The 26,754-nt window shown below is 72.7% G+C and carries 23 protein-coding genes; 17 read left to right on the top strand and 6 right to left on the bottom strand.

Going from position 1 to position 26,754, the window contains the following annotated elements:
• Positions 1 to 158 precede the first annotated feature (158 nt).
• The 4 genes from M4J07_RS08320 to M4J07_RS08305 all read left to right on the top strand — a co-directional run bounded on the left by M4J07_RS08320 (position 159) and on the right by M4J07_RS08305 (position 4,878).
• The gene (locus M4J07_RS08320) at positions 159 to 2,075 is read left to right on the top strand and encodes a hypothetical protein (protein WP_374215012.1); all 1,917 of its coding nucleotides are present in this window, start codon (positions 159 to 161) and stop codon (positions 2,073 to 2,075) included.
• A gap of 92 nt (positions 2,076 to 2,167) precedes the next feature.
• Complete coding sequence (locus M4J07_RS08315) at positions 2,168 to 3,061, top strand: metal-dependent hydrolase (protein ID WP_255969013.1); 894 nt, start codon at positions 2,168 to 2,170, stop codon at positions 3,059 to 3,061.
• Complete coding sequence (locus M4J07_RS08310; RefSeq protein ID WP_255969011.1) at positions 3,058 to 4,128, top strand: PDR/VanB family oxidoreductase; 1,071 nt, start codon at positions 3,058 to 3,060, stop codon at positions 4,126 to 4,128. Before M4J07_RS08315 ends, M4J07_RS08310 begins: the two co-directional genes overlap by 4 nt.
• 36 nt (positions 4,129 to 4,164) lie before the next feature.
• Positions 4,165 to 4,878, top strand: a complete 714-nt coding sequence (locus M4J07_RS08305; protein WP_255969009.1) for a TetR/AcrR family transcriptional regulator — start codon at positions 4,165 to 4,167, stop codon at positions 4,876 to 4,878.
• On the opposite strand, the gene M4J07_RS08300 is transcribed toward M4J07_RS08305, so the two are convergent.
• Positions 4,857 to 5,201, bottom strand: a complete 345-nt coding sequence (locus M4J07_RS08300) for a 5-carboxymethyl-2-hydroxymuconate Delta-isomerase (RefSeq protein ID WP_255969006.1) — start codon at positions 5,199 to 5,201, stop codon at positions 4,857 to 4,859. The genes M4J07_RS08305 and M4J07_RS08300 overlap by 22 nt on opposite strands.
• Before the next feature lie 56 nt (positions 5,202 to 5,257).
• Here M4J07_RS08300 and M4J07_RS08295 point away from each other — a divergent pair, with 56 nt between their 5' ends.
• Positions 5,258 to 5,770, top strand: a complete 513-nt coding sequence (locus M4J07_RS08295; protein ID WP_255969004.1) for a GNAT family N-acetyltransferase — start codon at positions 5,258 to 5,260, stop codon at positions 5,768 to 5,770.
• On the opposite strand, the gene M4J07_RS08290 is transcribed toward M4J07_RS08295, so the two are convergent.
• Entirely contained in the window at positions 5,748 to 7,373 is a 1,626-nt protein-coding gene (locus M4J07_RS08290; RefSeq protein ID WP_255969002.1) for a SpoIIE family protein phosphatase, read from the bottom strand. The two genes, M4J07_RS08295 and M4J07_RS08290, sit on opposite strands and share 23 nt — an antisense overlap.
• Before the next feature lie 203 nt (positions 7,374 to 7,576).
• On the opposite strand from M4J07_RS08290, the gene M4J07_RS08285 reads away from it, so the two are divergent.
• Together M4J07_RS08285 and M4J07_RS08280 are read left to right on the top strand one after the other, a co-directional pair.
• Entirely contained in the window at positions 7,577 to 8,611 is a 1,035-nt protein-coding gene (locus tag M4J07_RS08285; RefSeq protein ID WP_255969000.1) for a LacI family DNA-binding transcriptional regulator, read from the top strand.
• Between the two features lie 74 nt (positions 8,612 to 8,685).
• Positions 8,686 to 9,525 (top strand): phosphatase PAP2 family protein, encoded by an 840-nt coding sequence (locus M4J07_RS08280; protein ID WP_255968998.1) that lies wholly within the window; start codon positions 8,686 to 8,688, stop codon positions 9,523 to 9,525.
• A gap of 57 nt (positions 9,526 to 9,582) precedes the next feature.
• Here the strand turns inward: M4J07_RS08280 and M4J07_RS08275 are convergent, their stop codons facing one another.
• Together M4J07_RS08275 and M4J07_RS08270 are read right to left on the bottom strand one after the other, a co-directional pair.
• Positions 9,583 to 11,154: an amidohydrolase gene (locus M4J07_RS08275; RefSeq protein WP_255968996.1), complete on the bottom strand. Its 1,572-nt coding sequence runs from the start codon at positions 11,152 to 11,154 to the stop codon at positions 9,583 to 9,585.
• Between the two features lie 96 nt (positions 11,155 to 11,250).
• Entirely contained in the window at positions 11,251 to 12,690 is a 1,440-nt protein-coding gene (locus tag M4J07_RS08270) for an APC family permease (protein ID WP_255968994.1), read from the bottom strand.
• 123 nt (positions 12,691 to 12,813) lie between these two features.
• On the opposite strand from M4J07_RS08270, the gene M4J07_RS08265 reads away from it, so the two are divergent.
• Positions 12,814 to 13,422, top strand: a complete 609-nt coding sequence (locus M4J07_RS08265) for a TetR/AcrR family transcriptional regulator (protein WP_255968991.1) — start codon at positions 12,814 to 12,816, stop codon at positions 13,420 to 13,422.
• 125 nt (positions 13,423 to 13,547) lie between these two features.
• Here M4J07_RS08265 and M4J07_RS08260 read toward each other — a convergent pair whose 3' ends face one another.
• Positions 13,548 to 16,550 (bottom strand): bifunctional [glutamine synthetase] adenylyltransferase/[glutamine synthetase]-adenylyl-L-tyrosine phosphorylase, encoded by a 3,003-nt coding sequence (locus M4J07_RS08260; protein ID WP_255968989.1) that lies wholly within the window; start codon positions 16,548 to 16,550, stop codon positions 13,548 to 13,550.
• Between the two features lie 130 nt (positions 16,551 to 16,680).
• Between M4J07_RS08260 and M4J07_RS08255 the strand changes: the two genes are divergently transcribed.
• The 6 genes from M4J07_RS08255 (at position 16,681) to M4J07_RS08230 (ending at position 21,433) form a co-directional block, all read left to right on the top strand.
• Complete coding sequence (locus tag M4J07_RS08255) at positions 16,681 to 17,247, top strand: pyridoxamine 5'-phosphate oxidase family protein (protein WP_255968987.1); 567 nt, start codon at positions 16,681 to 16,683, stop codon at positions 17,245 to 17,247.
• 32 nt (positions 17,248 to 17,279) lie between these two features.
• Positions 17,280 to 17,714 (top strand): VOC family protein, encoded by a 435-nt coding sequence (locus tag M4J07_RS08250; RefSeq protein ID WP_255968985.1) that lies wholly within the window; start codon positions 17,280 to 17,282, stop codon positions 17,712 to 17,714.
• Between the two features lie 119 nt (positions 17,715 to 17,833).
• Positions 17,834 to 18,727, top strand: coding sequence for an alkaline phosphatase family protein (locus M4J07_RS08245; protein ID WP_255968982.1), 894 nt, complete (start codon positions 17,834 to 17,836; stop codon positions 18,725 to 18,727).
• Between the two features lies 1 nt (position 18,728).
• Entirely contained in the window at positions 18,729 to 19,991 is a 1,263-nt protein-coding gene (locus tag M4J07_RS08240) for an MFS transporter (protein WP_255968980.1), read from the top strand.
• A complete protein-coding gene (locus M4J07_RS08235; RefSeq protein ID WP_255968979.1) occupies positions 19,988 to 21,013 on the top strand; it encodes a TolB family protein in 1,026 nt (341 codons plus the stop codon). The genes M4J07_RS08240 and M4J07_RS08235 overlap by 4 nt, the downstream gene beginning before the upstream one ends.
• A 3-nt stretch (positions 21,014 to 21,016) precedes the next feature.
• Positions 21,017 to 21,433 carry a VOC family protein gene (locus M4J07_RS08230; RefSeq protein ID WP_255968978.1) on the top strand — a complete coding sequence of 139 codons (417 nt, stop codon included), beginning with the start codon at positions 21,017 to 21,019 and terminating at the stop codon, positions 21,431 to 21,433.
• 89 nt (positions 21,434 to 21,522) lie between these two features.
• Here M4J07_RS08230 and M4J07_RS08225 read toward each other — a convergent pair whose 3' ends face one another.
• Positions 21,523 to 22,884, bottom strand: a complete 1,362-nt coding sequence (locus tag M4J07_RS08225) for a glutamine synthetase family protein (RefSeq protein WP_255968977.1) — start codon at positions 22,882 to 22,884, stop codon at positions 21,523 to 21,525.
• Between the two features lie 304 nt (positions 22,885 to 23,188).
• Between M4J07_RS08225 and M4J07_RS08220 the strand changes: the two genes are divergently transcribed.
• From M4J07_RS08220 to M4J07_RS08210, 3 genes are all read left to right on the top strand, one after another.
• Positions 23,189 to 23,869: a DUF3105 domain-containing protein gene (locus M4J07_RS08220; protein WP_255968976.1), complete on the top strand. Its 681-nt coding sequence runs from the start codon at positions 23,189 to 23,191 to the stop codon at positions 23,867 to 23,869.
• A complete protein-coding gene (locus M4J07_RS08215) occupies positions 23,866 to 24,492 on the top strand; it encodes a DUF305 domain-containing protein (RefSeq protein WP_255968975.1) in 627 nt (208 codons plus the stop codon). The genes M4J07_RS08220 and M4J07_RS08215 overlap by 4 nt, the downstream gene beginning before the upstream one ends.
• A gap of 200 nt (positions 24,493 to 24,692) precedes the next feature.
• Positions 24,693 to 26,588 (top strand): S53 family peptidase, encoded by a 1,896-nt coding sequence (locus M4J07_RS08210; protein ID WP_374215013.1) that lies wholly within the window; start codon positions 24,693 to 24,695, stop codon positions 26,586 to 26,588.
• Positions 26,589 to 26,754: the final 166 nt, after the last annotated feature.

Raw genomic sequence — 26,754 nt, 5'->3', positions numbered from 1 at the left:
GCGGGCCGGTGGGGCTTCTCGCGCAGTTCCCCGCGCCCCTGAAGGCATGCGCCGCGCGCAGCCTTCCCCCGCCGGGCAGATGCCGCACCGCAGGTGCGCATCCCGCACCCGAAGCCGCACCCCTGTGACCATCCCACGATTCGCTCGTTCTGCTGAACGTGCAGTCAAAGGTGCAGCAACCCACTCCCCCGTCCCCCGGCGGAGCCGACGTCATCGACGTCGAGCACGCCGAAGCCGCGCTGGTCGAGCACTACCCCCGCCTGGTCCGCCTCGCCTACCTGGTGCTGCCGCCGGGCCTGGGCCGCAACCGTCGCGTGCTCACCGCCCACTCGATGACCCAGCGGGCGCTCCCCCGGGGCCGCACCGCACCCGCACCCCCGGCAGTCCCCGCCCAGCGCGGCAGCGGCCATCGCACCGGTGACCCCGGCTACGCCTACGTACGCCTCCGGGTGCTGCGCAGCGCCCTGGAGGCGGGGCTGCCGCTGCGCCGTGCGGCCTGGCCGAAGCGGGCCCAGCTGCCGCCGCTGCTGCCGCAGGTGCGGGGGCTCAAGCTCTTCCCGAAGTCCGGCGGCGCCGATGAACTCGCCCTGGACCAGCGGCTGTCGGCGCTGACCGGACCGGCCCGTGCCGCGTACGTGCTGCGCGGTCTTGAGCGCCTGGACGACACCGCCGTGCGCACCACGCTCACCGCCGCGGGCTGCACCCCCGAGGAGACGGCGGCGGCGCTCTCGGCGGCGGACGGGGTCGAGGCGCAGTACGCGCTCCTCGAATCGCCGGAGTTCGACCCGTGCTCCCTGCACGCCCGCCCCACCGATCTGATGCGCCGCCGCCAGCACGTGAAGGCGGTGGTCGCGGCGGTCGCGGCGACCCTGGTGTGCGGCGCGCTGCTCGGTCTGCCCGGTGGCGGCTGGGGCCGGGACGGCGCGGCAGCGCCGCCGTACGCCCAGAACCCGGCCGGTCAAGCGGCTCTGGATCCGGGCAAGTTGACGAAGGTCGCGGTGGGCGCGTGGCAGAACTCCGCGCGCACCGACTTCTCGGTGTGGCCGGCCCGCGGCTCCCTCACGGGCGACGAGGACCTGCTGCGCCGGGCCCTCGCGGTGTGGGCGAGGCCCGGTGGGTCCGTGCAGGTGTCGGCGACGCCCGGCACCCAGGCGGGCGCCCCGCCGGGACCCGCGCAGCTGCTCTACGCGGGTGTGGTCGACCGGGCCCGCGTCGTGCTGCTCTACGACGGCCTGCGCATCGTGCGCTACGCCGAGCCGGAGAGCGGCACGAGCGGCGCGGCGCTCGACTTCGCGCGGGTCGACGGGGCGACGGGCCCGCAGTCGGGCGCCGTCGTCCTGAACCGCGCCGACGGCAACGTCCGCTATCTGACCGCCCCTTGGGTGACCCGCTCGGCTGTCCGGGACCTGCTGCGCCCGGACGCGGCGCCGCAGGCGCTGGCGCGGACGAAGGACGGGGTGACGGCGCCGTTCCCCAGCCCCGCCCTGGCCACGTCGTGCACGTCGTGGAACGCGCTGGCGCTGACCGACGCCACCGGCACCCGGCTCGCCACGGACCTCGGCGAACTCGTGCCCGCGCACCTCACGTCGGGCCGCCCCGACGCGCCCCGCGAATCCGCGCCCGGCGACTGGCGGACGACCGCGTGCTCCCTCGCGGCGGCCCGCTCGCACGGGGTGAGCTCCGTCAACGCGTGGGCGTACGCGAGCCAGCAGCTGCCCGAGGCGAACGGGGTCGCGCAGTGGGTGTGCACCCGGGCCGAGACCTGGCGGGGCGGCGGTCCGCGCACCCTCGCCCTGTTCGGTGCGCCGGGCGCCGCCACGGCGGTGGTCGCGGCGAAGTCGGAGGGCTCCCCCGCCTGCGGCGCGCGTGATCCGCTGGTGCTCGCGGGCGTGCGCTGGAAGTCGCGGGCCGGCACCTGGTACCTGGTCGCCGCGGGCAGCAAGAAGGTCGACTCCGTGGTGGCGGCGGGCGCGACCGGGGCCGGGAACCTGCTGGCCGTGCAGGCTCCGCGGGGCGCGAAGCTGACGCTGACCGGCCGGACGGCGGACGGCACCCGGGTGACGACGCTGCGCTGACGTCACCGCGCCGAACCACTGCTGACGATCACGGGAAGAAAGTCCCGTCCGAGGGGTGTACCCCTCGGCCTACCGGTCAGTACATTGACGCCATGTCTAATACGCGCGTCACGCTGAAGGCACGCCAGGTGTCCTTCGCCTGGGACAAGACCCCTCTGCACTGGCTCCCCGACGACCCGTTCGCCACGCACACCATCAACGTGCTGCACCTGCTGCTCCCGGCGGGCGAACGCTGGTTCGTACACGTGTACAAGCAGGTCCTGCCCTACATCCGGGACGACCGGCTGCGCGAGGACGTCATCGGGTTCATCGGCCAGGAGGCCATGCACTCGCAGGCGCACGACGAGGTGCTGCCCCACCTCAAGGAGCAGGGTCTCGACCCGACGCCGTACACGGCCCAGGTGGACTGGTTCTTCGAGAAGCTGCTCGGCGACCGGACACTGCCGCCGGGGAAGGCCCGCGAGTGGTGGCTGATGGAGCGGGTCGCGCTCATCGCGGCCATCGAGCACTACACGGCGTTCCTCGGCGACTGGGTCCTGAACGCGGACGAGCTGGACCGCCGCGGCGCCGACCCGACCATGCTGGACCTGCTGCGCTGGCACGGCGCCGAGGAGGTCGAGCACCGCTCGGTCGCCTTCGAGCTGTTCCAGCACGTCGACGGCAGCTACCGGCGCCGGGTGCGCACCTGGGCCACCGCGTTCACGGCCCTCGTCTTCCTGTGGCAGCGTGGCGCGCGCTTCTTCATGGAGAACGATCCGACGCTGCTCGACGGCAAGGCCTCCTTCAAGGACTTCTACCGGGGCGGCAAGCGGGGCGTGCTGCCGTCGACCGGGGCGATGGTGCGGTCCATCCCCCGCTATCTGAGCCGGAGTTACCACCCCGAGCAGGAGGGCGACACGGAGCAGGCCGTCGCCTACCTCGCCTCGTCGCCCGCCGCGTCGGCCGCCGAGGCCCGCGAGAGCGCACGCCAGGGAGTCGCCCGATGAAGCCCCGTACCCTGCGCAGGGCCGTCGTCGTCGCCGGTGCCGCGCTCGTCGTGCGCCGTGCCCTGCGCCGCCGCGTGAAGGAATCCCCGCTGTGGCCGCTGCCCGCCCTGGAGGAGCCGGTCTCGGGGCGGCCGCGGGCCCGCGCCCTGAAGCTGCTCGTCACCGGGCACGAGCGGATAGCCGACGGGGTCGTCCAACTCCGCCTGGAGGGCCATCAGTTGCCCGCCTGGCAGCCGGGCGCCCACCTCGATCTCGTGCTGCCCTCAGGGCTGGTGCGCCAGTACTCGCTGTGCGGCGACCCCGAGGACTCCTCGTCGTACACCGTCGCCACCCGGCTCGTCCCGGCCGGCGAGGGCGGGCGCGGCGGCTCGCGCGAGGTGCACGAGCAGCTGGCCGAGGGCGCGGAGGTGGAGGTGCGCGGGCCGCGCAACCGCTTCCCGCTGGACCCGGCCGCGCCCGCCTACCTGTTCGTCGCGGGCGGCATCGGGATCACCCCGGTCCTGCCGATGCTGCGGGCGGCCGAGGCGCGCGGCGCGGACTGGAAGCTGCTGTACGGGGGCCGGACGCGGGCCTCGATGCCGTTCCTGGAGGACGTGCGGAAGCTGGCCGGCGACCGGGTCACCGTCGTCGCCGAGGACGAGGACGGGCGGCCCGACCTGGGCGCGGCGCTCGCGGACACGGCGCCCGGCACGGCCGTGTACTGCTGCGGGCCCGAGGGGCTGATGGCGGCCGTGGAGGAGGCGCTGCCCGAGGGGCGGACGCTGCACCTCGAACGGTTCGCGCCACGCGGCCCGTCCGACGGCGACCGCCCGTTCGAGGTCGAACTGCGGCGCAGCGGCAAGGTCGTTCCCGTGCCGGGCGGCACCACGGTGCTCGCGGCGGTCCGCGCCGAGCTGCCCAGCGTGATGTACTCGTGCGAGCAGGGCTTCTGCGGAACCTGCCAACAGCGGGTCCTGGAAGGGGAGATCGACCATCGCGACGAGCTCCTCACGGACGCGGAGCGGGCCGACTCGATGCTGATCTGTGTGTCGCGGGCCCGCGGCGACCGGCTGACCCTCGATCTCTAGGCGGCCGGGCTCGATCCGCTCGGTAGAGTGTTCGGTATGACTACCGGGGTGCGGCGCAGAATGGGAGTCGAGGAGCGGCGGCGGCAGTTGATCGGGGTCGCCCTCGAACTGTTCAGTCACCGCTCCCCCGACGAGGTCTCCATCGACGAGATAGCGGCCGCCGCTGGCATTTCGCGGCCGCTCGTCTACCACTACTTCCCGGGCAAGCTCAGCCTGTACGAGGCCGCGCTGAAGCGGGCCGCCGAGGATCTGGCGGAGCGGTTCAGGGAACCGCAGGACGGGCCGCTGGGGGCGCGCCTGCTGCGGGTGATGGGCCGGTTCTTCGACTTCGTGGACGAGCACGGGCCGGGTTTCTCGGCTCTGATGCGCGGTGGCCCGGCGGTCGGCTCCTCGACGACGAACGCCCTCATCGACTCGGTGCGGCAGGCCGCGTACCTCCAGATCCTCGCGCACCTGCGGGTCACCGCGCCGTCCCCGCGCCTGGACCTGGTGGTCCGCTCCTGGGTCTCGCTCGCCGAGTCGACGGCGCTGATCTGGCTGGACGGCCGGCGCATCCCGCGCGAGGAGCTCCAGCTCCAGCTCGTCCACGACTTCGCGGCGCTGGCCGCGGTCAGCGCCGCGTACGACGAGGAGATGGCGGCGCTGCTCCGCCGCATCCTGGCGGACGAGCCGGCCGACGGGCCCTTCGCCGACCTGGTCGGCCGGCTGGTCGCGCTCGCGCCGTCCGGTCAGCCGATGGCGGACCGGTAGGCGGGCTCCAGGTCCCGTACCTCCGCGGAGAAGTGGACGCCCTCCGGGGCCTTGACGTGGGCGGGCAGCAGTCCGAGCACCGCGTCCGCGAGGGCGGCCTTGGCCTCCTCGGTGCGGCCGGCCAGCAGGGCGACCTCCACGTGCAGGACCGGGGCGTCCGCGTCGCCGACGACGGTCTCCTCGGCCCGGCGGAAGCGTGTCTTGCAGGCCGGGATCCGCGCGGCCACCGTGTCGACGGCGGCCCGGTGGACGGCGCCGGCCAGCCCGGCCCGGTCGAGCCGGTCGTCGAGGCCCGCGGAGTAGTCGACGGTGATCTGAGGCATGGAAGCTCCGGAAGGTGCGTACGGACGTGTCGACGATCACCTTTACGGTGATCGGCATGACGGCACAACTCACGTTCCGCAGAGCGGACACGGACGACCTGGACACCCTCGTCGCGCTGTACGACGGTGCGGCCCGCTGGATGCTGGCCAACGGCATCGACCAGTGGAAGCCCGGCGAGAAGAGCGAGGAGCACTTCCTGCTGCGGATCAAGGAGGGCGAGGTGTGGCTCGCGGAGACCGCCGACGGCGCGGCCGCGGGCGGCTACGAGCTGTGGTGGGACGACGAACCCGCGTGGGGCGCCCAGCCGCCCGTCGCCGGTTACGTGCACCGTCTGATGGTGCGCCGCGGCGTCCCGGCCGGTACGGGCGCCGCGCTCCTCGCCCACGCGGAACACCGGATCGCCGACTCGGGCCGCTCGCTGTGCCGCCTCGACTGCGTCTCCTCGAACCCCCGGCTGCGCACCTACTACGAGCAGCGCGGCTACTCCGTGGTCGGTGAGCAGCCCTTCAAGTCCGGTGCGGGAGGCAGCAGTTACGGGGTGACGCTCATGGAGAGACGCGTGGGCTGAGGCGGAGGGCGAGCAGGGCAATGTCGTCCGCCCGGTCGCGGCCGAAGCAGCTCAGGAGCGTGTCGCAGAGGTCGTCCGGGGCCGGGGGTGCGGCGGTCGCGGCCCGGCGGAGCTCCTCCATCGAGACGGCGAGGTCGGTGCCGCGGGTCTCGATGAGGCCGTCCGTGACCATGAGGAGCCGCTCGCCGGGCCCGAGCCGCACCTCGCCCGGGCCGGGGTGCGGCAGGCCGAGACCGAGCAGCGGGCCGGACGCGGACGCGTAGTGGGCGGGGCCGCCCGGGGGTACGAGGAGCGGCGGGATGTGGCCGGCGTTCGCGATGGACGTGCGGCCGGTGGCGGGGTCGACGAGGGCCAGGCACAGGGTGGCCGTGCACTCCGGGTGGTAGTGCTGGAGCATCCGGTCGAGCCGGGTCACGAGCCGGGCGGGGCACGGGTCCTCGATGCTGTAGGCGCACAGCGCGTGCCGGATCTCGACCATGACGGTGGCCGCGTCGAGGGAGTGCCCGACCACGTCCCCGATGCCGACGAGCATCCCGGCGGGGGTGGGCAGCGCGGCGTAGAAGTCGCCTCCTATCTCGGCCTGCTGGGAGGCGGGTTCGTAGCGGACGACGACCTCGACGCCCGGGGCCACGGGCAACTGGCTGGGCAGGAAGCTGCGTTGCAGGGTGAGGGCGACGTGGCGCTCCTGCTCGTACATGAGGAGCGGCTCGGCGGCGAGCGCGGTGGCGCGGGCGAGCTGGGTGACGAGCGGGGAGATCCGGCCCGCCAGGTCCGGGTAGGCGGGGGTGGCCAGACACACGGGCAGCCGGCCGTCCCGGTTGCAGGCGAGCACGAGGCGTACGTCGCCGGGCCCGAAGTACGCCTCGGGCCACAGCGGTCCGGGCACCACGGTGGTGCGCACGCCGCCGCCCTCGCACATCAGGCGGCGCACCAGCGCGACGGCGCGATCCCGGTCCTCGGTGCCGGGCACGCCGAGGCGGCGGGCGCGCCGGGACTCGCCGGTGTACATCGCGCCCTCCTCGCCGAGGACGAACACGGCGGCGCTCTGCTCGGTGAGCCGGGCGGTCACCTCGGCGGCCACGGTGGCGAGTTCGGGGAGGCAGCGGGCACCCTGCACCTCGACGACCGCCTCGGACAGCAGGGCGAGCCGGCCGAACTGGGCCTGCGCGTGGACGAGTTCGCGGGCGCCGCGCAGCGCGGCCCGCACCACGGCCCGGATCTCCTCCGGCTCGGCGGGGACCGTCAGATACGCCTCGCCGCCCGCGTCGAGGGCCCGGCAGCGGTCGCCGGAGCCGGACGGCATGGCCGAGAAGTGGACGACGGGGATGCCGGCGAGCGAGGGCAACGCCTTGACCCGGCGGCACAGTTCGTACCCGTTCAGATCGGGCAGTCCCACGTCGACGAGTGCCACGTCGGGCAGTGCTCCGGCCCGCAGCCGCAGGTCGAGCTCGACGAGGGCCTCCCCGGCGGAGGCGACGGGGACGACGACGTGTCCCGCGCGGGTCAGGACGGCGCCCAGCGCATAGCGGCTCGTAGCGGTGTCGTCGACCACCAGGACCGTACTGCCGCCTGCGGTCCGGGACTCTTCAGTGGTGCCGTTCACGGGGCAGCCCCTCGGGGCAGATCCGATTGCGGGCCCCCTCGGCCCGCCGCACCAAGTTACCGCCGGAACCGGGTGGTGCGACGCCTGATCGGGCACGTTCACCGATCCGGGTGGCCGCCCCCAACCCGGGTGACCCGTAGGGCACTTCCTCCAGGGCGGGCGACGGTGGGAAATGCGCCGGGTGACCGGTAAGGTCCCGTCCCGTGACCGCACGCCTTGCCGACATAGCAGCACAAGCGGGGGTGAGCGAGGCGACTGTCAGCCGCGTGCTCAACGGCAAGCCCGGCGTCGCCGCCGCCACCCGCCAGTCCGTGCTCGCCGCGCTGGACGTGCTCGGCTACGAGCGTCCGGTCCGGCTGAGCCGGCGCAGCGAGGGCCTGGTCGGCCTGATCACGCCGGAGCTGGAGAACCCGATATTCCCCGCGCTCGCGCAGGTCGTGGTGCAGGCCCTGACCAGGCAGGGCTACACGCCGGTGCTGGCCACGCAGACGCCGGGCGGCTCCACCGAGGACGAGTTGACCGAGATGCTGGTCGACCGGGGCGTGAGCGGCATCATCTACGTGTCCGGGCTGCACGCCGACACCACGGCGGACACCGGCCGTTACGAGCGGCTGCGCGGCCAGGGCGTCCCGTTCGTGCTCGTCGACGGTTTCTCGCCGTCGATAGCGGCGCCGTTCATCTCCCCGGACGACCGGGCCGCGGCCCGGCTCGCGGTGACGCATCTGGTGTCGCTGGGGCACACCCGGATAGGGCTCGCGCTGGGGCCGGTCCGGTTCGTGCCCGTACAGCGGAAGATCGAGGGTTTCCTGCGCACGATGACGGACCTGGTCGGCCTGGGGGCGGACGAGGCCGGGCACGACCTCGTCCAGCACTCCCTCTACACCTTGGAGGGTGGCCAGGCGGCGGCGTCCGCGCTGCTCGACCGGGGCTGCACGGCGGTGATCTGCGCGAGCGACATGATGGCACTGGGTGCCGTCCGGGCGGTGCGGGAGCGCGGTCTGGACGTGCCGTCGGACGTGTCGGTGGTCGGCTTCGACGACTCGCCGCTGATCGCGTTCACCGATCCGCCGCTGACCACGGTCCGCAAGCCGGTGCACGCGATGGGGCAGGCGGCCGTCAACACGCTGCTCGAGGAGATGGGGGGCACGCCCGCTCCACAGAGTGAATTCGTGTTCATGCCCGAGCTGGTCGTGCGGGGTTCCACGGCCTCGTCCCCTGGGGTCCGGCCTCGTCCGTAGGGCGTAGAGGATGCGGCTCGAACCCGCCCGAGGGATGATCGGACGGAGGCCGAAATCTGGCAGACTCTGTGCCTATGGGTGAAACGACCGTGACGACACTGGAAGGCCGACAGGGGCCCACCACCTCACCCATCGCGGAGAACCGTGTCGGGCGCCGCTTCCGTGCGCCGCGACGTCCCCGGCTCTGGTTCGAGATCCTGTTGATCGCGGTGAGTTACTGGACGTACTCCCTGATCCGCAACGCGGTCCCGGAACAGAAGGCACAGGCGCTCAGCAACGCGGACTGGATCTGGCGGCTGGAGCACCATCTCGGGATCGCCGTCGAACAGAGCGTCAACCACGCCGTGAACTCGGTGACTTGGCTCGTCGTCGGCATGAACTACTACTACGCGACCCTGCACTTCGTGATCACGCTCGGCGTGCTGGTGTGGCTGTTCCGCTGCCATCCGGGCCGCTACGCGGCGACCCGCCTGGTGCTGTTCGCGACGACGGCGGTCGCGCTCGTCGGCTACTACTTCTACCCGCTGGCCCCGCCGCGCCTGATGACCGGCGGCCACTTCGTCGACACGGTCGCGGTCCACCAGACGTGGGGCTCGATGGCCTCGGGCAACCTGAAGAACATGTCGAACCAGTACGCGGCGATGCCGTCGATGCACATCGGCTGGTCGCTGTGGTGCGGACTGACGATCTTCGCGCTCGCGTCGGTGCCGTGGGTGCGGGTGCTCGGGCTGCTGTACCCGGCGGCGACCCTGGTGGTCATCGTGGCGACGGCGAACCACTTCTGGCTGGACGCGGTGGGCGGCATGGTCTGCCTGGCGTTCGGCTTCGCGGTGGCCCGGTTCTGGTACGGGGCGCTGCCGTACGCGCTGCCGCGTCTCGTGGCACCGCCGCCGATGGTGTCGGTGAAGGCCTAGCGTCCGCACGCGCGGGCCGGAAGGGGCGGTGCCGGTCGGCGCCGCCCCTTCCGTGCGTCACCGGCCGCCGCGGTGCGTGACGCGTCCGTCGACCGTCGTCAGCAGGACCGGCGCCTCGGCCAGCTCGTCCGCCGGGGCGGTCACCGGGTCGAGGCCGAGCACGGTGAGGTCGGCGCGCAGGCCGGTCGCGATCCGGCCGCCCCGCTCCCCCGCCGCGAGCGCGGCGTGCGAGGCGACGCCCTCCAGTGCTTCGAGCCCGGTCAGACCCTGCCCGGGGCCGGCGGCGCCCTCCGGCACCCGGGCCGTCGCGAGGACCCGCCGCACGTCGTAGTGGGCGATCGGCCAGTCCGAGCCGAGGGCGAGCACGGCGCCCGCGTCCCGCAGGTCCCGGGTGCGCCAGGCGCGGGCGGCCCGTTCGTCGCCGAGCCGCCTGGACCACTCGTCGCTGCGGTCGCCCTTCGTGTACGCGGTGTGCGGCGGCTGCATGGACGCGGCGACGCCGAGCGCGGCGAACCGCGGGAGCGTGTCGTCGGGGACGGTCTCGATGTGCTCGATGCGGTGCGCGCCGCGGCCGGTCGGGCCGAGCGCCTCGACGGTGTCGAGGGCGTGCCGGACGGCCGCGTCGCCGATGGCGTGCGTCGCGGTGCGCACCCCGGCGGCGTGGAGGTGACGCACGGCCGCGCTGTACGCCGCCGGGTCGGGCCAGAACGCGTCGGTGCCCTGGCCGTGGCAGTCGGCGTGCTCCAGCCAGGCCGTGCCGCCCTCGACCGTGCCGTCCATGAAGAACTTGACGCCGCCGACCCGCCAGGCCCGGCCGTGCCGCCGTTGCAGCGCGATCAGTTCGTCGAGCCCCGCGCGGTCGACGCCCGGCATGCACCAGGGCGCGATGGTCAGGCGCAGCGGGAGGTCGGTGTCCTCCTCGACGGCGGCGAGCAGGTCGAGGTCGGCGCCGTCCATGACGTGGGCGGTGGTGAGGCCGGTGGCGGCCATGGCGCCGAGCAGGTCGACGAGGCCCGCGCGCCTGGCCTCGCACGACAGGCGCGGTACGACGCGGTCGACCAGGTCCATGGCGGCGTGCTCGACCAGGTGGCCGGTGGGGTGCCCGGCCGCGTCGCAGACGATCTCGGAGCGCTGGGCGAACTCCCGCGGTCCGGTGATCCCGGCCGCGGTCAGGGCGGCGCCGCTGACCAGGGCGGAGTGGCCGTCGTAGAGACGCAGGAAGGCGGGGGCGCCGTCGAGCACGTCCTCGACGAGGTCGCGGTGGACGGGGCGGCCGCCGAACGCGTTGTGGTCCAGGCCCCAGCCGACGACCCAGCCGTCGATCCGGTCGGCCGTGCGCAGCGCCGCGCGCAGGGCGTCCAGGTCCTGTACGCCGGTGAGGTCGGCACCGGATGCCATCTGGAGGCCCCAGACGGGGTGGCTGTGGGCGTCGGTGAGGCCGGGCGTCACGGTGGCGCCGCGGAGGTCGAGCCGTTCCGTGGCGGGGCCCTGCCAGTCCCTGACCAGGGTGTCGGTGTCGCCCACCGCTGCGATGCGGCCGTCCTTCACGGCCAGGGCGGTGGCCTCCGGCGTGAGCGGGTCCATGGTGCGGATGTGGGTGTCGGTGAGGAGGAGGTCGGCGGATGGCATGTGGGGCGTCTCCGTTGGGGCTGTTGCGTCTGCCGGGTTGCTGATGCGTCGGCGGGTGCGGGTCTGTCGTGGCTGGTCGCGCAGTTCCCCGCGCCCCTAGTGTCCGAACCGTTCGTAGGTCGTCGGGCGGGTGCGCTTGAGTCGCCACGCCAGTGCCAGGCCGATGACGAAGACCGCGGGGGCCACTGCCATCAGGGCGCCGTTGACCAGCGGGGACGCTGCCGTGAACAGGTCGATGTGGGTGGCCACCAGAGTGATCGCCGCCGCCAGGAGGAGGGTCGCGGCCACGGGGGCCACCACCGTGCGCCACACGCCCTCCTGGTGCGTGACGCGGCGGAAGAAGAACGGGACCGCGAGGGCGGCGAGGAGCTGGAGGGCCATCAGGCCCAGCATTCCCGGGGTGTTGACCCAGAGGAGGAGCTGGTCGTACGGATCGGCGCCGGCCGCCCAGAAGCCGAGCACGACGACCGCGCCGAGGACGGTCTGCGCGGCCCCGGCGACGTACGGGGAGCGGTGCTTGGGGTGGATGCGGGCGATGGCGCGGGGCAGCACGCCCTCGTCGGCGAGGGCGAGGCCGTAGCGGTTGATGGCGTTGTGGAAGGCGAGGAGGGAGGCGATGACGCTGGTGACGATGAGGACGTGCATCAGGTCGGCCGCCCAGCCGCCGACGTAGGTGGTGATCGCGGTGAAGAAGAGGCCTCCCGGGTCGCTGCCCGCCGCCTTCACGACGGCGGCGTCGCCGAAGGACTGGATGGCGATCCACACGGTGAAGGCGTAGAAGAGGCCGAGGAAGCCGACCGCGATGTACGTGGCGCGCGGCACCGTGCGGTCCGGGTCGCGGGCCTCGCGGCGGTAGATGACGGTCGACTCGAAGCCGGTGAACGCGGCGAAGGCGAAGGCGAGGACGGCGGCGGTGCCGGGGACCAGGACGTTGCCGGGCGCGAAGGACGCGGCGGACAGGCCGTGCGCGCCGCCGTCGAGCAGCACCCCGGCGGCGAGCAGGACGAGGATGCCGGTCTCCGCGACGAGCAGCACGCCGAGGAGCTTCGCGCCGAAGTCTATGGAGCGGAAGCCGCCGTACCAGATGAGCAGCAGCCCGGCGAGGGAGACCGGGAGCCAGGGGACGTCGGCGCCGAAGAGGGCGTGCACGGTGTCCTGGGTGGCGGAGCCGAGGAGGCCGTAGACGCCGATCTCCATGCCGTTGTAGCCGACCATGGCGAGCAGGGCGGCGCCGATCCCCGCGGGGCGGCCGAGGCCCTGGGTGATGTACGCGTAGAAGGCGCCGCCGCCCTTCACGTGGCGGCTCATGGCGGTGAAGCCGACGGCGAAGACGGCGAGGGTGAGGCCAGCCAGGAGGTAGCCGGCGGGGGCGCCGATGCCGCCGAGGGCGATGGCGATGGGGGCGACGCCCGCCATGACGGTGAGCGGGGCGGCGGCGGAGACGACGAAGAAGGCGATGTCGGCGGTGCCGAGGGTGCCGGTGCGCAGGCCTGGTGGCGTGCTCGGCGGGGCGGACTGCGGGGAGGTCACGGACATGCGGAGGGGAGCCCTTCTGGCCGCGGCGACGTAAACCTAAAGGCTTTCGGTTTCGGCAATGTAACCTCCTGTTCGGGCTCACGGGAAGACCCGTTTTTCGAACGTGACGGAGGGACGCAGCGGATGGGACGGCCGAGCAAGCCACTCCTCGACCGGGCGCGCATCGCGACGACGGCGCTGGAACTCGTCGACGAGCAGGGCGACTTCAGCGTCCCGCAGATCGCCAGGCGGCTGGGTGTGCAGACGGGGTCGGTGTACCACCACGTGGACGGCCGGGACGGGATCGTGGAGCTGTTGCGGGAGCGGGTCGCCGCCGCGATCGACCCGGCGCCGCTCACCTCGGGGCTGCCCTGGGACGAGGCGATGGCGGCGTGGGCGCGTTCCTACCGTGCGGCGTTCGCCGCGCACCCGAGGGCGATCCCGCTCCTGACGACGAACCCGGTGCGGGCGCCGCGGGTGCTCGCACAGTACGAGCTGGCGGTGGCGCTGCTCCTGGAGTCGGGCTTCGCGCTCGCCGACGTGATGCCGGTGATCATCGCGATGGAGAACGTGGTGCTCGGTTCGGCTCTCGACATGGCGGCGCCCGAGGCCATGTGGGAACTGTCCGACGAGACACCGACCCCGCTGCTTGAGCGGGCCCTGGCCGCGGTGTCGGATGGCCGGACGAACGCGGCCTTCGACCTGGCCCTGACGGCGTTCATCACCCACTGCCACACCGTGCGGAGGACCTGAGAGAAAGGTTCCGCCATCAGGGGCGCCGGGAACTGCGCGAGAAGCCCCACGCACCCGCACCCGCGCCCGCCGGCGAACGGAACCCGGCAGACGCCCCCGCGACACCCCGCCCGACCGCCGGAGGCCTACGCCCCGTAGAAGCGCTCCTCCATCACGGCCCGGGCCCGCCGGGTGATCCGCCGGTAGTCGTCGAGCATGTCCCCGACGTGCCCCGGCCCGTACCCCAAGTACCGCCCGACCGCGCCGAGTTCCCGCCCGTCGGAGGGGAACGTGTCCCCCGCGCGGCCGCGCACCAGCATCACGGCGTTGCGCACCCGCGTGGCCAGCACCCACGCCTCGTCGAGGATCGCGGCGTCCTCGCCGGGGATCAGCTCCGCCGCGCACGCCGCGGCCAGCGCCTCCCGGGTCCGGGTGGTGCGCAGTCCCGGCTCCGCCCAGCCGTGCTGGAGCTGGAGCAGCTGCACCGTCCACTCGACGTCGGAGAGGCCGCCGCGGCCGAGCTTGGTGTGCAGGGTGGGGTCGGCGCCGCGGGGCAGCCGCTCGGACTCCATCCGGGCCTTGAGCCGCCGGATCTCCCGGATCGCGTCGTCGCCGAGGCCCTCCGCCGGGTACCGCAGCGGGTCGACCAGGTCGATGAAAGCCTGCCCCAGTTCCTTGTCGCCCGCGACGGGCTGGGCGCGCAGCAGGGCCTGCGACTCCCAGACCAGGGACCAGCGGCGGTAGTACGCCTCGTAGGACTTGAGGGTGCGCACGAGCGGGCCCGACTTGCCCTCGGGGCGCAGGTCCGCGTCGATCAGGAGCGGCGGGTCGGCGCTCGGCAGGGCGAGCAGCCGGCGCATCTCGGCGACGACCTTGTTCGCCGCCTGGGCGGCGTCGTGGTCGCTGACGCCCTCGCGGGGCTCGTGCACGAACAGGACGTCGGCGTCGGAGCCGTAGCCCAGTTCGTGGCCGCCGAAGCGGCCCATGGCGATCACCGCGAAGCGGGTGGGCAGGGTGTCGCCCCAGCCGTCGCGGACGACGGCGCGCAGCGTTCCGGCGAGGGTGGCGGCCGTCAGGTCGGACACCGCGCCGCCGACCCGGTCCACCAGTGCGCCCTGGTCGGCGACGGCGGGGGTGTCCTCGGTGCCGTACGAGGCGATGATGTCGGCCGCGCAGGTACGGAACAGTTCGCGGCGGCGCACCCCGCGGGCCGCCACCACGGCCTGTTCGCCGCCGTCCGCGCGGCCCACCGCGGCCATCACCTCCTGCTCCAGCGGGGTGTGCCCGCGCTGTTCGAGGCCCCGCTCGTCGCCGAGCAGCGCGACCGCCTCGGGGGCGCGCATGAGGAGGTCGGGGGCGAGGCGGCCCGCGGACAGCACCCGGGCCAGGTTCTCCGCGGCCGCGCCCTCGTCGCGCAGCAGCCGGAGGTACCAGGGGGTCTTGCCGAGGGCGTCGGACACCTTGCGGAAGTTGAGCAGGCCCGCGTCGGGGTCCGCCGAGTCGGCGAACCAGCCGAGCAGCACGGGGAGCAGGGTCCGCTGGATGGCGGCCTTGCGGCTGACGCCGGAGGCGAGGGCCTCCAGGTGCCGCAGGGCGGCGCTGGGGTCCGCGTAGCCGAGGGCGACGAGCCGCTCGCGGGCCGCTTCGGTACTCAACCGGGTCTCGCCGGGGGCGAGTTGGGCGACGGAGTCGAGCAGCGGGCGGTAGAAGAGCTTCTCGTGCAGCCGGCGCACCACGGAGGTGTGGCGCTTCCAGGCGCGGCTGAGGTCGGTGAGGGGTTCGGTGCGCATGCCCATCGAGCGGCCGATGCGGCGCAGGTCCGCGTCGTCCTCGGGCACGAGGTGCGTGCGCCGCAGCCGGTAGAGCTGGATGCGGTGTTCGAGCGTGCGCAGGAAGCGGTAGGCGTCGTCGAGCTGGACGGCGTCGACCCGGCCGACGTAGCCGCCGTCGGCGAGTGCGGCGAGGGCGTCGAGGGTGGTCCCGCTGCGCAGCGACGCGTCGGCCCTGCCGTGCACCAACTGCAGGAGCTGGACGGCGAATTCGACGTCGCGCAGTCCGCCGGGGCCGAGCTTCAGTTCGCGGTCGACCTCGCCCGCCGGGATGTTCTCGACGACGCGCTTGCGCATCTTCTGCACGTCGGGCACGAAGTTGTCGCGCTCGGCGGCCTGCCAGACGAGCGGCGAGACGGCCGCGAGGTACGCCTCGCCGAGGTCGGGGTCGCCGGCCACCGGGCGGGCCTTGAGCAGGGCCTGGAACTCCCAGGTCTTGGCCCAGCGCTGGTAGTAGGCGAGGTGGGAGGAGAGGGTGCGGACGAGCGGGCCGTTGCGCCCCTCGGGGCGCAGGTTCGCGTCGACCGGCCAGATGGTGCCCTCGACGGTCGTCTCGGAGCAGATCCGCATCATGTGGGAGGCGAGCCGGGTCGCGGCCTGCACCGCCTTGCCCTCGTCGGCGCCGTCGGCCGCGTCGCCGACGAAGATGACGTCGACGTCGGACACGTAGTTCAGCTCGTGGCCGCCGCACTTGCCCATCGCGATCACGGCGAGCCGGCAGAGGGCGGCGTCGCCGGGCGCGGCGGTGCGCGCGATGGCCAGCGCCGCGCGCAGCGTCGCCGTCGCCAGGTCGGCCAGTTCGGCGGCGGTCTCGGTGATGACGGTGGTGCCGCAGACGTCGCGGGCGGCGATGGAGAGCAGGCAGCGCCGGTAGGCGACGCGCAGCGAGTCGGGGTCGGTGGCGTCCGCGAGCCCGCGCTCGAACTCCTCGACGCCCGGGTGCAGATCGCTCGGCTCGTACGTGACGAGCGCCTGCCAGTCGGCAGGGTGCCGGGCCAGGTGGTCGGCGAGGGCCTCGGAGGCGCCGAGCACGCCGAGCAGCCGGTCGCGCAGCGGCTTCGCCGTGACGAGGGTGTCGAGCAGTTCCCGGCGGCCCGCGTCGCCCGCCGCCCGCTCCTGCGCCTCGACGAGCCGGACCAGGCCGAGCAGGGCCAGATCGGGGTCGGCGGTGGCGCCGAGGGCGTCCAGGAGCAGCGGGTCGGAGCGCACGGTGGACAGCGCTTCGCTGTCGAGGAGCCGCTCCGCGCCGGACGGATCGGTGAATCCGTGCCGCAACAGACGGGTGAAGGTACTGCTCCGTCGCCCTCGCGGCACCGACATCCCGGCCTCCTGTTCGATCACACGCTGGCATGAGCCTACTGCGGTCCCGGCGGGACCGATGAGTTGTGACGGCGTGCGGAGTCGTTCTGATGAGGAGAGGATTCACAGGGCCGGAAGAAGGACCGTCGCCATGCCGCAGGATTCCCCGCACAGTTCACCGCACAGTTCACCGCACAGTTCACCGCACGGTGCCCCGCACAGCACCTCGCTCGACGCCCGCTACAGCTCGCCGGGCGCCGCCCCCGTCCCCTGGCCGGTGGCCGAGCGGCAGCTGGCCGCCGCCGAGCTGTTCTGGATCTCGACCGTACGGCCGGACGGCCGCCCGCACGTGACGCCGCTGCTCGGGGTCTGGCTGGACGGGGCGCTCCACTTCACGACGGGCGAGCGGGAGCGCAAGGCGCTCAATCTCGCGGCGAACCCGTACGTCACCCTCACCACCGGCAGCGACGCGTGGGCCGCCGGTTTCGACGTGGTCGTGGAGGGCGAGGCGGTGCGGGTCACCGCGGCCGACCGGTTGGGCGCCCTCGCCAAGGCGTGGGAGGGGAAGTACGGTCCGGCATGGCACTTCGAGGTCCGTGCCGACGGTGCGTTCCAGGGGCAGCAGGGCGCCTCCCTGGTCTTCGCGGTCGCGCCGCGCACGGTCTTCGGTTTCGGCAAGGGCGAACAGTTCACGCAGACCCGCTGGCGGTTCCAGTGACGCCTCCAGTGACGCCTACGAAAGGACAGGCCATGGAGTGGACCCTCGAAGTGGTCGTCGTTCCCGTCTCCGACGTGGACCGGGCCAAGGAGTTCTACGCGGACAAGGTGGGCTTCAAGGTCGACCTGGACAGCCAGGTCGCGCCCGGCGTCCGCATCGTGCAGATCACGCCGCCCGGCTCCCGCTGCTCCATCGCGCTGACCGAGGGCCTGCCGGGCGCGCCGGGCCAGGACGCGATGGCGCCCGGCTCGCTCACCGGGCTCCAGGTGTGCGTCACGGACATCGCGGCCGCCCGGGAGGAGCTGGTGGGGCGCGGTGTGGAGGTGAGCCCGGTGCAGCACGCCGGGCCCGAGGGCTGGACGGAGGGACCCGGCGGCGAGGCGTGGAACTCCTTCATGTTCTTCACGGACCCGGACGGCAACGGCTGGACGGTGCAGGAGGCGCCGTCGCCGCTGTCCGAGCGGTAAGCGTTCACCCACGCTTCATCCGGCGGAACCGGACGACGTGACTCAGGGGATTCTTGGCGTGTGCATGCTCTGGCCGCACCGCCAAGATCCCCGCTCCTCCCCCTCATCGGAGGTCTCACGTGTCCGGCAGAACATTCCTCGGGCGTGCCCGTGGCAAGGTGCTCGCCTCTGCGCTCGCGCTGGCGGCGGCCGCCACCGGCAGCTGGCTCGCCCTCACCGGCTCCACCCCGGCGCACGCCGCGTCGACGGTCCCCACCCCCGACCACACGGTCGTCGTGGTCTTCGAGAACCACGCGTACAGCCAGGTCATCGGCTCCTCCAGCGCCCCGTACATCAACAGCCTGAGGACGGGCGGCGCCAACCTCACCGCCTCGTACGCCGAGACCCACCCCAGCCAGCCCAACTACTTCGCCCTGTTCTCCGGCTCCACGCAGGGCGTCACGGACGACAGCTGCTACACGCCCGGCTTCTCCTCCGCCCCGAACCTGGCGTCGGAGCTGATCGCCGCGGGCAAGACGTGGGGCAGCTACAACGAGGGCCTGCCGAGCCAGGGTTCGACGACCTGCTCGTCCGGCGACTACGCCCGCAAGCACAACCCGTGGTTCGGCTTCAGCAACGTGCCGACTTCGTCCGCGAAGACCTTCGCGCAGTTCCCCTCGGACTACTCGACGCTGCCCCAGGTCTCCTTCGTGGTCCCCGACCTGTGCAGCGACATGCACGACTGCTCGGTCAAGACGGGCGACACCTGGCTCAAGGACAACCTGGGCGCGTACGCGACCTGGGCGAAGGCCCACAACAGCCTCCTCGTCGTCACTTTCGACGAGGACAACCGGCTCAGCGGCAACAAGATCCCCACGGTCTTCTACGGGCAGCAGGTCACGCCCGGGGCCACCTCCTCGACGACCTACAACCACTACGACCTCCTGCGCACCCTGGAGGACATGCACGGCCTGACCTCGCACGCGGGCAACGCGGCGTCGGCCAAGGACATCACCGGCATCTGGACGTCGTGACATGTACGTAGCGGACAGCCGCGCCACACCGTCGGCGCCGACGTCCGCGGAGCCCGCCGCCCGGCCCCGTGCCGGGCGGCGGCGCGCCGTGGGCCCCACCGTGTTCGCGCTCGGCACGGTCAGTCTGATCACCGACGTCTCGTCCGAGATGGTGACCGCCGTCCTGCCCCTGTACCTGGTGGCGGGCCTCGGCCTCAGCCCGCTCGGCTTCGGCCTCCTGGACGGCGTCTACAACGGCTTCTCGGCGCTGGTCCGGCTGGTCGGCGGCCGGTTCGCGGACAGCGGCGGCGGCCGCCACAAGACGGTCGCCGTGCTCGGTTACGGCCTGTCGGCGCTGTGCAAGCCGCTGCTCCTGGTCGCGGGTTCGCTGCCGCTGATCGGCGCGGTCCTCGCCGCCGACCGCACCGGCAAGGGGCTGCGCACGGCGCCGCGCGACGCGCTGATCTCGCTGTCGAGCGAACCGGCCGCGCGGGGGCGGGCGTTCGGCGTGCACCGGGCGATGGACACGGCGGGCGCCCTGCTCGGACCGCTGGTGGCGTTCCTGATCCTGCGGTGGACCGTGGACGGGTACGACGCGGTGTTCACGGTGAGCTTCTGCGTGGCGGTGCTCGGGGTGCTGGTCCTGGTGCTGTTCGTGCCGTCGTCGCGGACCGCCGCGCCGGCCGCCGCCACGCCCCGGCCGGCCGCGAAACCGGACGTGCGCCCCCTGCTCCGGCCGACCGTCTGCGCCACGCTCCTCGGCCTGGCCACCGTCAGCGACGCCTTCGTCTATCTCCTCCTGCAGCGCCAACTCGGCGTTCCCGAGCGCTGGTTCGCGCTCCTCCCGCTGGGCACGGCCGCCGCGTTCCTGACGCTGGCCGCACCGCTGGGACGGCTGTCCGACCGGGTCGGCGCCTGGCGGGTCTTCCTCGGCGGCCACGTCGCCCTGCTCGCGGTCTACGGACTGCTCCTCACGCACGCGCACAGCCCCGTGCTGCCCTACGCGGTCCTGCTCCTGCACGGCACGTTCTACGCGGCGACCGACGGCGTCCTGATGGCGGCGGCCTCCGCGGGCCTGCCCGAGGCGCGGCGCTCGTCCGGCCTCGCCGTGGTCCAGACGGGCCAGGCGCTCGCCCGGTTCGGCTGCTCCCTCGGGTTCGGTGCGGCCTGGACCGCGTGGGGCGACCGGACGGCGCTCGGGTCCGCCGCCGTCCTGCTCGCCGGATGCGCCGTCGTCTCGTACGTGCTCCGGCCCACCACCCCTCGTACGGAAGCGAGCACATGACCATCCGCGGCAAGCTCACGATCCTCCTCGCGGCGGTGCTCGCGCTGGCGGCGGTGGCGACCGCCGCGGTGCTGCACGCGTCGGCCCGCGCCGACCGCAGGGACCAGGCCCGCCCCGGCGGGCCCGCCATCACCGCCGGCCCGGTCCGGCTCACCTCGGGGACCCGGGAGCTGGTGTTCCGCAACATGGCCTGGGGCCCGCACCGCGACGAGCTCACCACCACTCCTGCGGCGCGCCCCTCCGGCCCGCGCACGGCGACCGCGACCGGGCTCAAGTGCCTGCGCTTCCACGCCCGTTCGGGCACGGGCATCTGCCTCCAGGCGGTCCACGGCACGCTGTCCGACACCTACCGGGCCACCGTCCTCGACTCCGCCCTCCACGAGAAGGGGCACTACGCCGTCCCCGGCATCCCGTCCCGCGCCCGGGTGTCGCCGAGCGGGCGGTACGCGGCGTGGACGGCGTTCGTCGGCGGCGACAGCTACGCGGGCACGAACTTCTCGACGCGGGCCGCGATCCTCGACACGGCGACCGGCGTCCTCACCCCGTCCCTGGAGGCGTACGCGATCGTCAAGGACGGACACCGCTACCGCGCGCCCGACGTCAACTTCTGGGGCGTCACCTTCGCCGCGGACGACCGCCACTTCTACGCGACGCTCGCCACGCACGGGAAGACGTACCTGGTCCGCGGCGATCTGCGCACCCGCACGGTCACCACGCTCCACACGAACGTCGAGTGCCCGTCGCTCTCCCCCGACGGCACCCGGATCGCGTACAAGAAGCGCGTCCCCGGCCTGCCCGCGGACGCCCCTTGGCGCCTGTACGTACTGGACCTGGCCACCCTGCACGAGACGCCGCTGGCCGAGACCCGCAGCGTCGACGATCAGGCGGAGTGGAGCGACGACCGGCACGTGACGTACGCACTTCCGGGCGACTACGGCGCCGACCTGTACACGGTCCCGGCCGACGGCACCGGATCCGCGCGCGAAATCCTGACGGCGGCGGTGTCCCCCGCCTACCTTTGACCGATGGACATGACCCTGGAAGTGATCCCGCTCCCCGTCTCGGACATCGACCGGTCCAAGGCGTTCTACGTGGACAAGGTCGGCTTCCGCTGCGACGTCGACCGCGAGGTGATGCCGGGCTCCCGGATCGTCCAGCTCACCCCGCCCGGCTCCGGCTGCTCGATCGTCCTCGCCGAGGGCGTCCCGATCCCGACGGGCACCCCGGCCCCCGGCACGTACCACGGCCTCCAGCTCGTCGTCAGCGACATCAAGGCGGCCCGCGACGAACTGACGGCCCGCGGCCTGGAGGTCTCGGAGCCGGTCTCCTTCGGCCCGGACGACGGCGGCACGTTCATGCACTTCAAGGACCCGGACGGCAACGGCTGGGCGATCCAGGAGTACCGCAAGCGGGCGACGGTGCCGTTGCGCGACGCGCTGTAGCCCCGTCAGGGGCGCGCTCAGCCACGACGAAAGCCGCGGACGCACCTGCTCATCGACGAGCGGACGCGTCCGCGGCTTTCTTTGCGCGACTACAGCACCGGCAGATTCTTGCGCAGCTCGAACGCCGTCACCTCGGAGCGGTACTCCTCCCACTCCTGCTTCTTGTTCCGGAGGAAGAAGTCGTAGACGTGCTCGCCCAGCGTCTCGGCGACCAGTTCCGAGCGCTCCATCAGGGCGATCGCCTCGCCGAGGTTCTGCGGGAGCGGTTCGATGCCCATCGCGCGGCGCTCCGCGTCGGAGAGGGCCCACACGTCGTCGTCGGCGCCCGGCGGGAGTTCGTAGCCCTCCTCGATGCCCTTGAGGCCGGCGGCGAGCAGGACCGCGTACGTGAGGTACGGGTTGGCGCCGGAGTCGATCGAGCGGACCTCGACGCGGGCCGAGCCGGTCTTGCCGGGCTTGTACATGGGCACGCGGATGAGGGCCGAGCGGTTGTTGTGGCCCCAGCAGATGTAGGAAGGGGCCTCGCCGCCGGCGCCGGCGGTGCGCTCGGAGCCGCCCCAGATGCGCTTGTAGGAGTTGACCCACTGGTTGGTGACCGCGGAGATCTCGGCGGCGTGCTTCAGCAGGCCCGCGATGAAGGAGCGGCCGACCTTGGAGAGCTGGTACTCGGAGCCCGACTCGTAGAAGGCGTTCCGGTCGCCCTCGAAGAGCGAGAGGTGCGTGTGCATGCCGGAGCCGGGGTGCTCGGAGAACGGCTTCGGCATGAAGGTGGCCTGCACGCCCTGCTCCAGGGCGACCTGCTTCATGACCAGGCGGAACGTCATGATGTTGTCCGCCGTGGAGAGCGCGTCCGCGTACCGCAGGTCGATCTCCTGCTGGCCCGGCGCGCCCTCGTGGTGGCTGAACTCGACCGAGATGCCCATCGATTCGAGCATCGTGATCGCCTGGCGGCGGAAGTCCATCCCCACGTTCTGCGGGGTGTGGTCGAAGTAGCCCGAGTTGTCGGCGGGCGTGGGGCGCGAGCCGTCGAGCGGCTTGTCCTTGAGGAGGAAGAACTCGATCTCGGGGTGGGTGTAGAAGGTGAAGCCGAGGTCGGAGGTCTTGGCGAGCGCGCGCTTGAGGACGTAGCGCGGGTCGGCGAAGGACGGGGAGCCGTCGGGCATGAGGATGTCGCAGAACATCCGGGCCGTGCCGGGGGCCTCGGCGCGCCACGGCAGGACCTGGAAGGTGGCCGGGTCCGGCTTGGCGATCATGTCCGACTCGTAGACCCGGGCGAAGCCCTCGATGGCGGAGCCGTCGAAGCCGATTCCCTCGTCGAAGGCCTGTTCCAGCTCGGCCGGGGCCACGGCCACCGACTTGAGGAAGCCGAGCACGTCCGTGAACCACAGGCGAACGAACCGGATGTCGCGCTCCTCCAGAGTCCGGAGCACGAATTCCTGCTGCTTGTCCATCTTCCGCTTCCACCCATCCTTGCTGGTCAGGCCGCCTGCTCCCACGCTGCGGGAAGTCGATCAGGGGACGTCGAAGGGCCTGCTCACATCCCACCACACGCCCGTTTCGTGCGCGTTGCCGACCATGATCATCCTTGATCGGCCGGTGTTGTGTTCATAGTGCCTGTTGAACCCCCCAGGGCCATAGTGCCTGCCGTTCGGTACGCCGACGACAGCGGGCCCGGAGACGTCCTCCCCACCGGCCCTTTTCCCCACTACGATCAGCGGACCCGCCCGTCTCATCCTTTTCACCGAAGGACATTCCATGGGTTCCGCCAAGAACACGTCCAGCGCATCCTCCGCGTCCCGCAGGGACCGCATAGAGGAGATGCGCCGAGCCGAGCGCTCCCGCGAGCGCCGGGGCCGGATCGCCGTCGTCGCGGTGAGCACCGTCGTCGTGGCCGCCCTGATAGGAGTCGGCGCGTGGGCCGTGACCAAGGGCGACGACTCCGGCTCCGACCAGGCGGACTCGAAGGCCGCGGCCGACTCGGGGAAGTTCAGCTACGACAAGGCGGGCGTGGGCACGTGGAGCGGCAAGCTCACCCGTAACCACGTGGCCAAGAAGGTCGCCTACCCGATGACGCCCCCGGTGGGCGGCGACCACAACCAGGTGTGGATGAACTGCAACGGCGACGTCTACGAGAAGGCGCTCGCGAACGAGAACGCAGTGCACTCCCTGGAGCACGGGGCCGTCTGGGTGACGTACACCGACAAGGCGAGCGCGGCCGACGTGAAGGCCCTGCAGACCAAGGTCAAGGCGACCCCGTACTCGCTGATGAGCCCGGTGCAGGACCAGAAGGACCCGATCATGCTCAGCGCGTGGGGGCACCAGCGGACGGTGAAGAGCGCCTCGGACCCGGCCGTCGCCTCGTTCTTCTCGACGTTCGTGCAGGGCAAGCAGACCCCTGAGCCGGGCGCCGCCTGTACCGGCGGTCTCGCGCAGTGAGGCGTCGTACGGGGTGGCTGGCGTCGGCCGCAGCGGCGGTGCTCGTCGCGGGCGGCGCCGTCACGTACGCCGTCGCCGACGGGGACGGCGGGCCGAACGACCTGAAGGTGCCGGCGGCCGAGTCGGCGGACGCCGGGTTCGCGCGCGACATGGCCGTGCACCACCAGCAGGCCGTGGAGATGTCGTACATCGTGCGCGACCGGACGAAGGACGAGGACGTGCGCCGCCTCGCCTACGACATCGCGCAGACCCAGGCCAACCAGCGGGGCATGCTGCTCGGCTGGCTCGATCTGTGGGAGCTGCCGAAGGTGTCCGAGAAGCCGCCCATGGCCTGGATGGGCATGGCCGACATGCCCGCGGGCGAGGACGGTGCGCTGATGCCGGGGATGGCCACCAACACCCAGCTGGACCAGTTGCGTTCGGACAGCGGCCGGCGGGCCGAGGTGCGGTTCCTGCGGCTGATGATCGCGCACCACAAGGGCGGCGTGCACATGGCCGAGGGGTGCGTGAAGCGGTGCGAGGTGGGGGCCGAACGGCGGCTGGCGCGCGGCATGGTGGCCTCGCAGCAGTCCGAGATCGACCTGATGACCGGGATGCTGAAGGAGCGCGGCGCCACGCCGTGAGCCTGCGGACCCGGCCCAAACCGGTCCATCCCGACCGGACTTGAACCGTACTTGAACTGGCTTGATCTGACTTGACGCCTTCTTGATCGACCCATTCCCCTCACGTGAACGCTTCCTGACGAGAGTGGGCCCCCTGCGTGTGCATCACGCATGCATCTCACCCAGGGGGTTCCACCTTGAGATCCACGAGATCCATCCGCATCGCGGCGACGCTGCCGCTCATCGCCGGCGCCCTGGCGCTCGTCTCCCCGGTCGCCCAGGCCGACACCGGTGGCCGCGACACCCTCTCCGGCACCCGGCCGCTGTGGGCCACCGGCTCCGCCGACCAGGGCTCCACCGCGAACGGCAACCGGGTCAACGCCCGTGTGTACCTGGCCGGTCGGGACGCCAAGGGCCTCGCCGCCTACGCGAAGGCCGTGTCCGACCCGTCCTCCGCCTCGTACGGCAAGTACCTGAGCGCGGACCAGGCGCAGGCCCGCTTCGGCGCCACGAAGCAGCAGACCGCCGACGTCACGGCCTGGCTGAAGTCCGCGGGCCTGACCGTGACCGGCAGCACCGCGCACTACATATCCGTGTCGGGCGACGTGAGCGCCGCCGAGAAGGCGTTCGGCACGCAGCTGCACAACTACGCCAAGGGCACGCACACCTACCGCGCCCCGTCCGCCGCCGCGTCCGTGCCGGCCTCGCTCGACGGCGCCGTGCTCACCGTCACGGGCCTGGACAGCGCCCCGCACACGGTCGACCACCAGGACCAACTGCCGCCGCCGGACGCCGTGTTCCGCAACGCCGGGCCGTTCTCCTCGTACTACGGCTCCAACGTCGCCAAGACCCTCCCGGACGCGAACGGCACGAAGGTCCCGTACGCCGTGAAGGGCTACACCGGCAAGCAGCTGCGCGCCGCCTACGGCGCGGGCAAGGCCACCGGCAAGGGCGTGCGGGTCGCCATCACCGACGCGTACGCCTCGCCGACCATCGCGAAGGACGCGGCGACGTACGCGGCCAAGAACGGTGACGCGCCGTACGCGAAGGGCCAGTTGAAGCAGGTCCTGCCGAAGAACTACACGAAGACCGAGGAGTGCGGCGCGGCCGGCTGGTACGGCGAGGAGACCCTCGACGTCGAGGCCGTGCACGCGGTGGCGCCGCAGGCGGACATCACGTACGTGGGCGCGTCGTCCTGCTACGACGACGACCTGCTGGACTCGCTGAACACGATCGTCGACAAGCACCTCGCCGACATCGTCTCCAACTCGTGGGGCGACATCGAGGCCAACCAGACGCCCGAACTGGCCGCCGCCTACGACCAGGTCTTCCAGCTCGGCGCGGTCGAGGGCATCGGCTTCTACTTCTCCTCCGGCGACAACGGCGACAACGTCGCCTCCACCGGTACGAAGCAGGTCGACACGCCCGCCAACTCGGCGTGGGTGACGGCGGTCGGCGGCACCTCGCTGGCCGTCGGCAAGGGCGACACGTACAAGTGGGAGACCGGCTGGGGCACGCTGAAGGCCAACCTGTCGGCGGACGGGAAGAGCTGGACCGACTTCCCCGGCGCGTACACCTCCGGTGCGGGCGGCGGCACCAGCAAGACCGTCCCGCAGCCCTCCTACCAGAAGGGCGTCGTGCCGGGTGCGCTCGCGAAGGCCAACGGCGGCGTGAACCGCGTCGTCCCGGACATCGCGGCCATCGCCGACCCCAACACCGGTTTCCTGGTGGGCCAGACGCAGACGCTGCCCGACGGGTCGCTCGGCTACGACGAGTACCGCATCGGTGGGACGTCGCTGGCGGCGCCGGTCATCGCCGGTGTGCAGGCGCTGGCGCAGCAGACGCGGGGCGGGCACCCGCTCGGTTTCGCCAACCCGTCGATCTACGCCCGGTACGGTTCGCCGCTCTACCACGACGTGACGGACCACCCGGTCAAGGGTGAACTCGCCGTGGCGCGGGTCGACTTCGCCAACAGCTACGACGCGTCGGAGGGGCTGCTCACCTCCGTGCGCAGCCTCGGCGAGGACGCTTCACTGAAGGCGGTCCGCGGCTACGACGACGTGACGGGTGTCGGTTCGCCGGCCCCGGGCTACGTGACGTCGTTCCGCCGCCACTGAGCCGTCTGCCGCGTTCTGAGCAGTAGCCACCGCGCCCCTGAGACGCACACTCCGTGCGCTGTCTCAGGGGCGCGTCACGTGGGGGAAGGCGCGGCGAAGCCGCAGGCCTTCAGGGGCGCGGGGAACTGCGCGAGAAGCCCCACCGGCCCGCACCCGCCGACGAGAC

It is taken from the genome of Streptomyces longispororuber, from assembly GCF_024448165.1.
GTDB lineage: Bacteria > Actinomycetota > Actinomycetes > Streptomycetales > Streptomycetaceae > Streptomyces > Streptomyces longispororuber_A.
The sequence above is the reverse complement of the archived record's forward strand: the minus strand, read 5'-3'. Positions and strand labels throughout refer to the sequence as shown.

What these genes read in the sequence shown, in the direction of transcription:
- M4J07_RS08225 (WP_255968977.1), bottom strand. Translation starts at nt 22,884, where the DNA reads ATGGACAAGCAGCAGGAATTCGTGCTCCGGACTCTGGAGGAGCGCGAC.
- M4J07_RS08300 (WP_255969006.1), bottom strand. Translation starts at nt 5,201, where the DNA reads ATGCCTCAGATCACCGTCGACTACTCCGCGGGCCTCGACGACCGGCTC.
- M4J07_RS08270 (WP_255968994.1), bottom strand. Translation starts at nt 12,690, where the DNA reads ATGTCCGTGACCTCCCCGCAGTCCGCCCCGCCGAGCACGCCACCAGGC.
- M4J07_RS08250 (WP_255968985.1), top strand. Translation starts at nt 17,280, where the DNA reads ATGGAGTGGACCCTCGAAGTGGTCGTCGTTCCCGTCTCCGACGTGGAC.
- M4J07_RS08265 (WP_255968991.1), top strand. Translation starts at nt 12,814, where the DNA reads ATGGGACGGCCGAGCAAGCCACTCCTCGACCGGGCGCGCATCGCGACG.
- M4J07_RS08310 (WP_255969011.1), top strand. Translation starts at nt 3,058, where the DNA reads ATGAAGCCCCGTACCCTGCGCAGGGCCGTCGTCGTCGCCGGTGCCGCG.
- M4J07_RS08260 (WP_255968989.1), bottom strand. Translation starts at nt 16,550, where the DNA reads ATGTCGGTGCCGCGAGGGCGACGGAGCAGTACCTTCACCCGTCTGTTG.
- M4J07_RS08235 (WP_255968979.1), top strand. Translation starts at nt 19,988, where the DNA reads ATGACCATCCGCGGCAAGCTCACGATCCTCCTCGCGGCGGTGCTCGCG.
- M4J07_RS08275 (WP_255968996.1), bottom strand. Translation starts at nt 11,154, where the DNA reads ATGCCATCCGCCGACCTCCTCCTCACCGACACCCACATCCGCACCATG.
- M4J07_RS08255 (WP_255968987.1), top strand. Translation starts at nt 16,681, where the DNA reads ATGCCGCAGGATTCCCCGCACAGTTCACCGCACAGTTCACCGCACAGT.
- M4J07_RS08315 (WP_255969013.1), top strand. Translation starts at nt 2,168, where the DNA reads ATGTCTAATACGCGCGTCACGCTGAAGGCACGCCAGGTGTCCTTCGCC.
- M4J07_RS08280 (WP_255968998.1), top strand. Translation starts at nt 8,686, where the DNA reads ATGGGTGAAACGACCGTGACGACACTGGAAGGCCGACAGGGGCCCACC.
- M4J07_RS08230 (WP_255968978.1), top strand. Translation starts at nt 21,017, where the DNA reads ATGGACATGACCCTGGAAGTGATCCCGCTCCCCGTCTCGGACATCGAC.
- M4J07_RS08240 (WP_255968980.1), top strand. Translation starts at nt 18,729, where the DNA reads ATGTACGTAGCGGACAGCCGCGCCACACCGTCGGCGCCGACGTCCGCG.
- M4J07_RS08295 (WP_255969004.1), top strand. Translation starts at nt 5,258, where the DNA reads ATGACGGCACAACTCACGTTCCGCAGAGCGGACACGGACGACCTGGAC.
- M4J07_RS08220 (WP_255968976.1), top strand. Translation starts at nt 23,189, where the DNA reads ATGGGTTCCGCCAAGAACACGTCCAGCGCATCCTCCGCGTCCCGCAGG.
- M4J07_RS08305 (WP_255969009.1), top strand. Translation starts at nt 4,165, where the DNA reads ATGACTACCGGGGTGCGGCGCAGAATGGGAGTCGAGGAGCGGCGGCGG.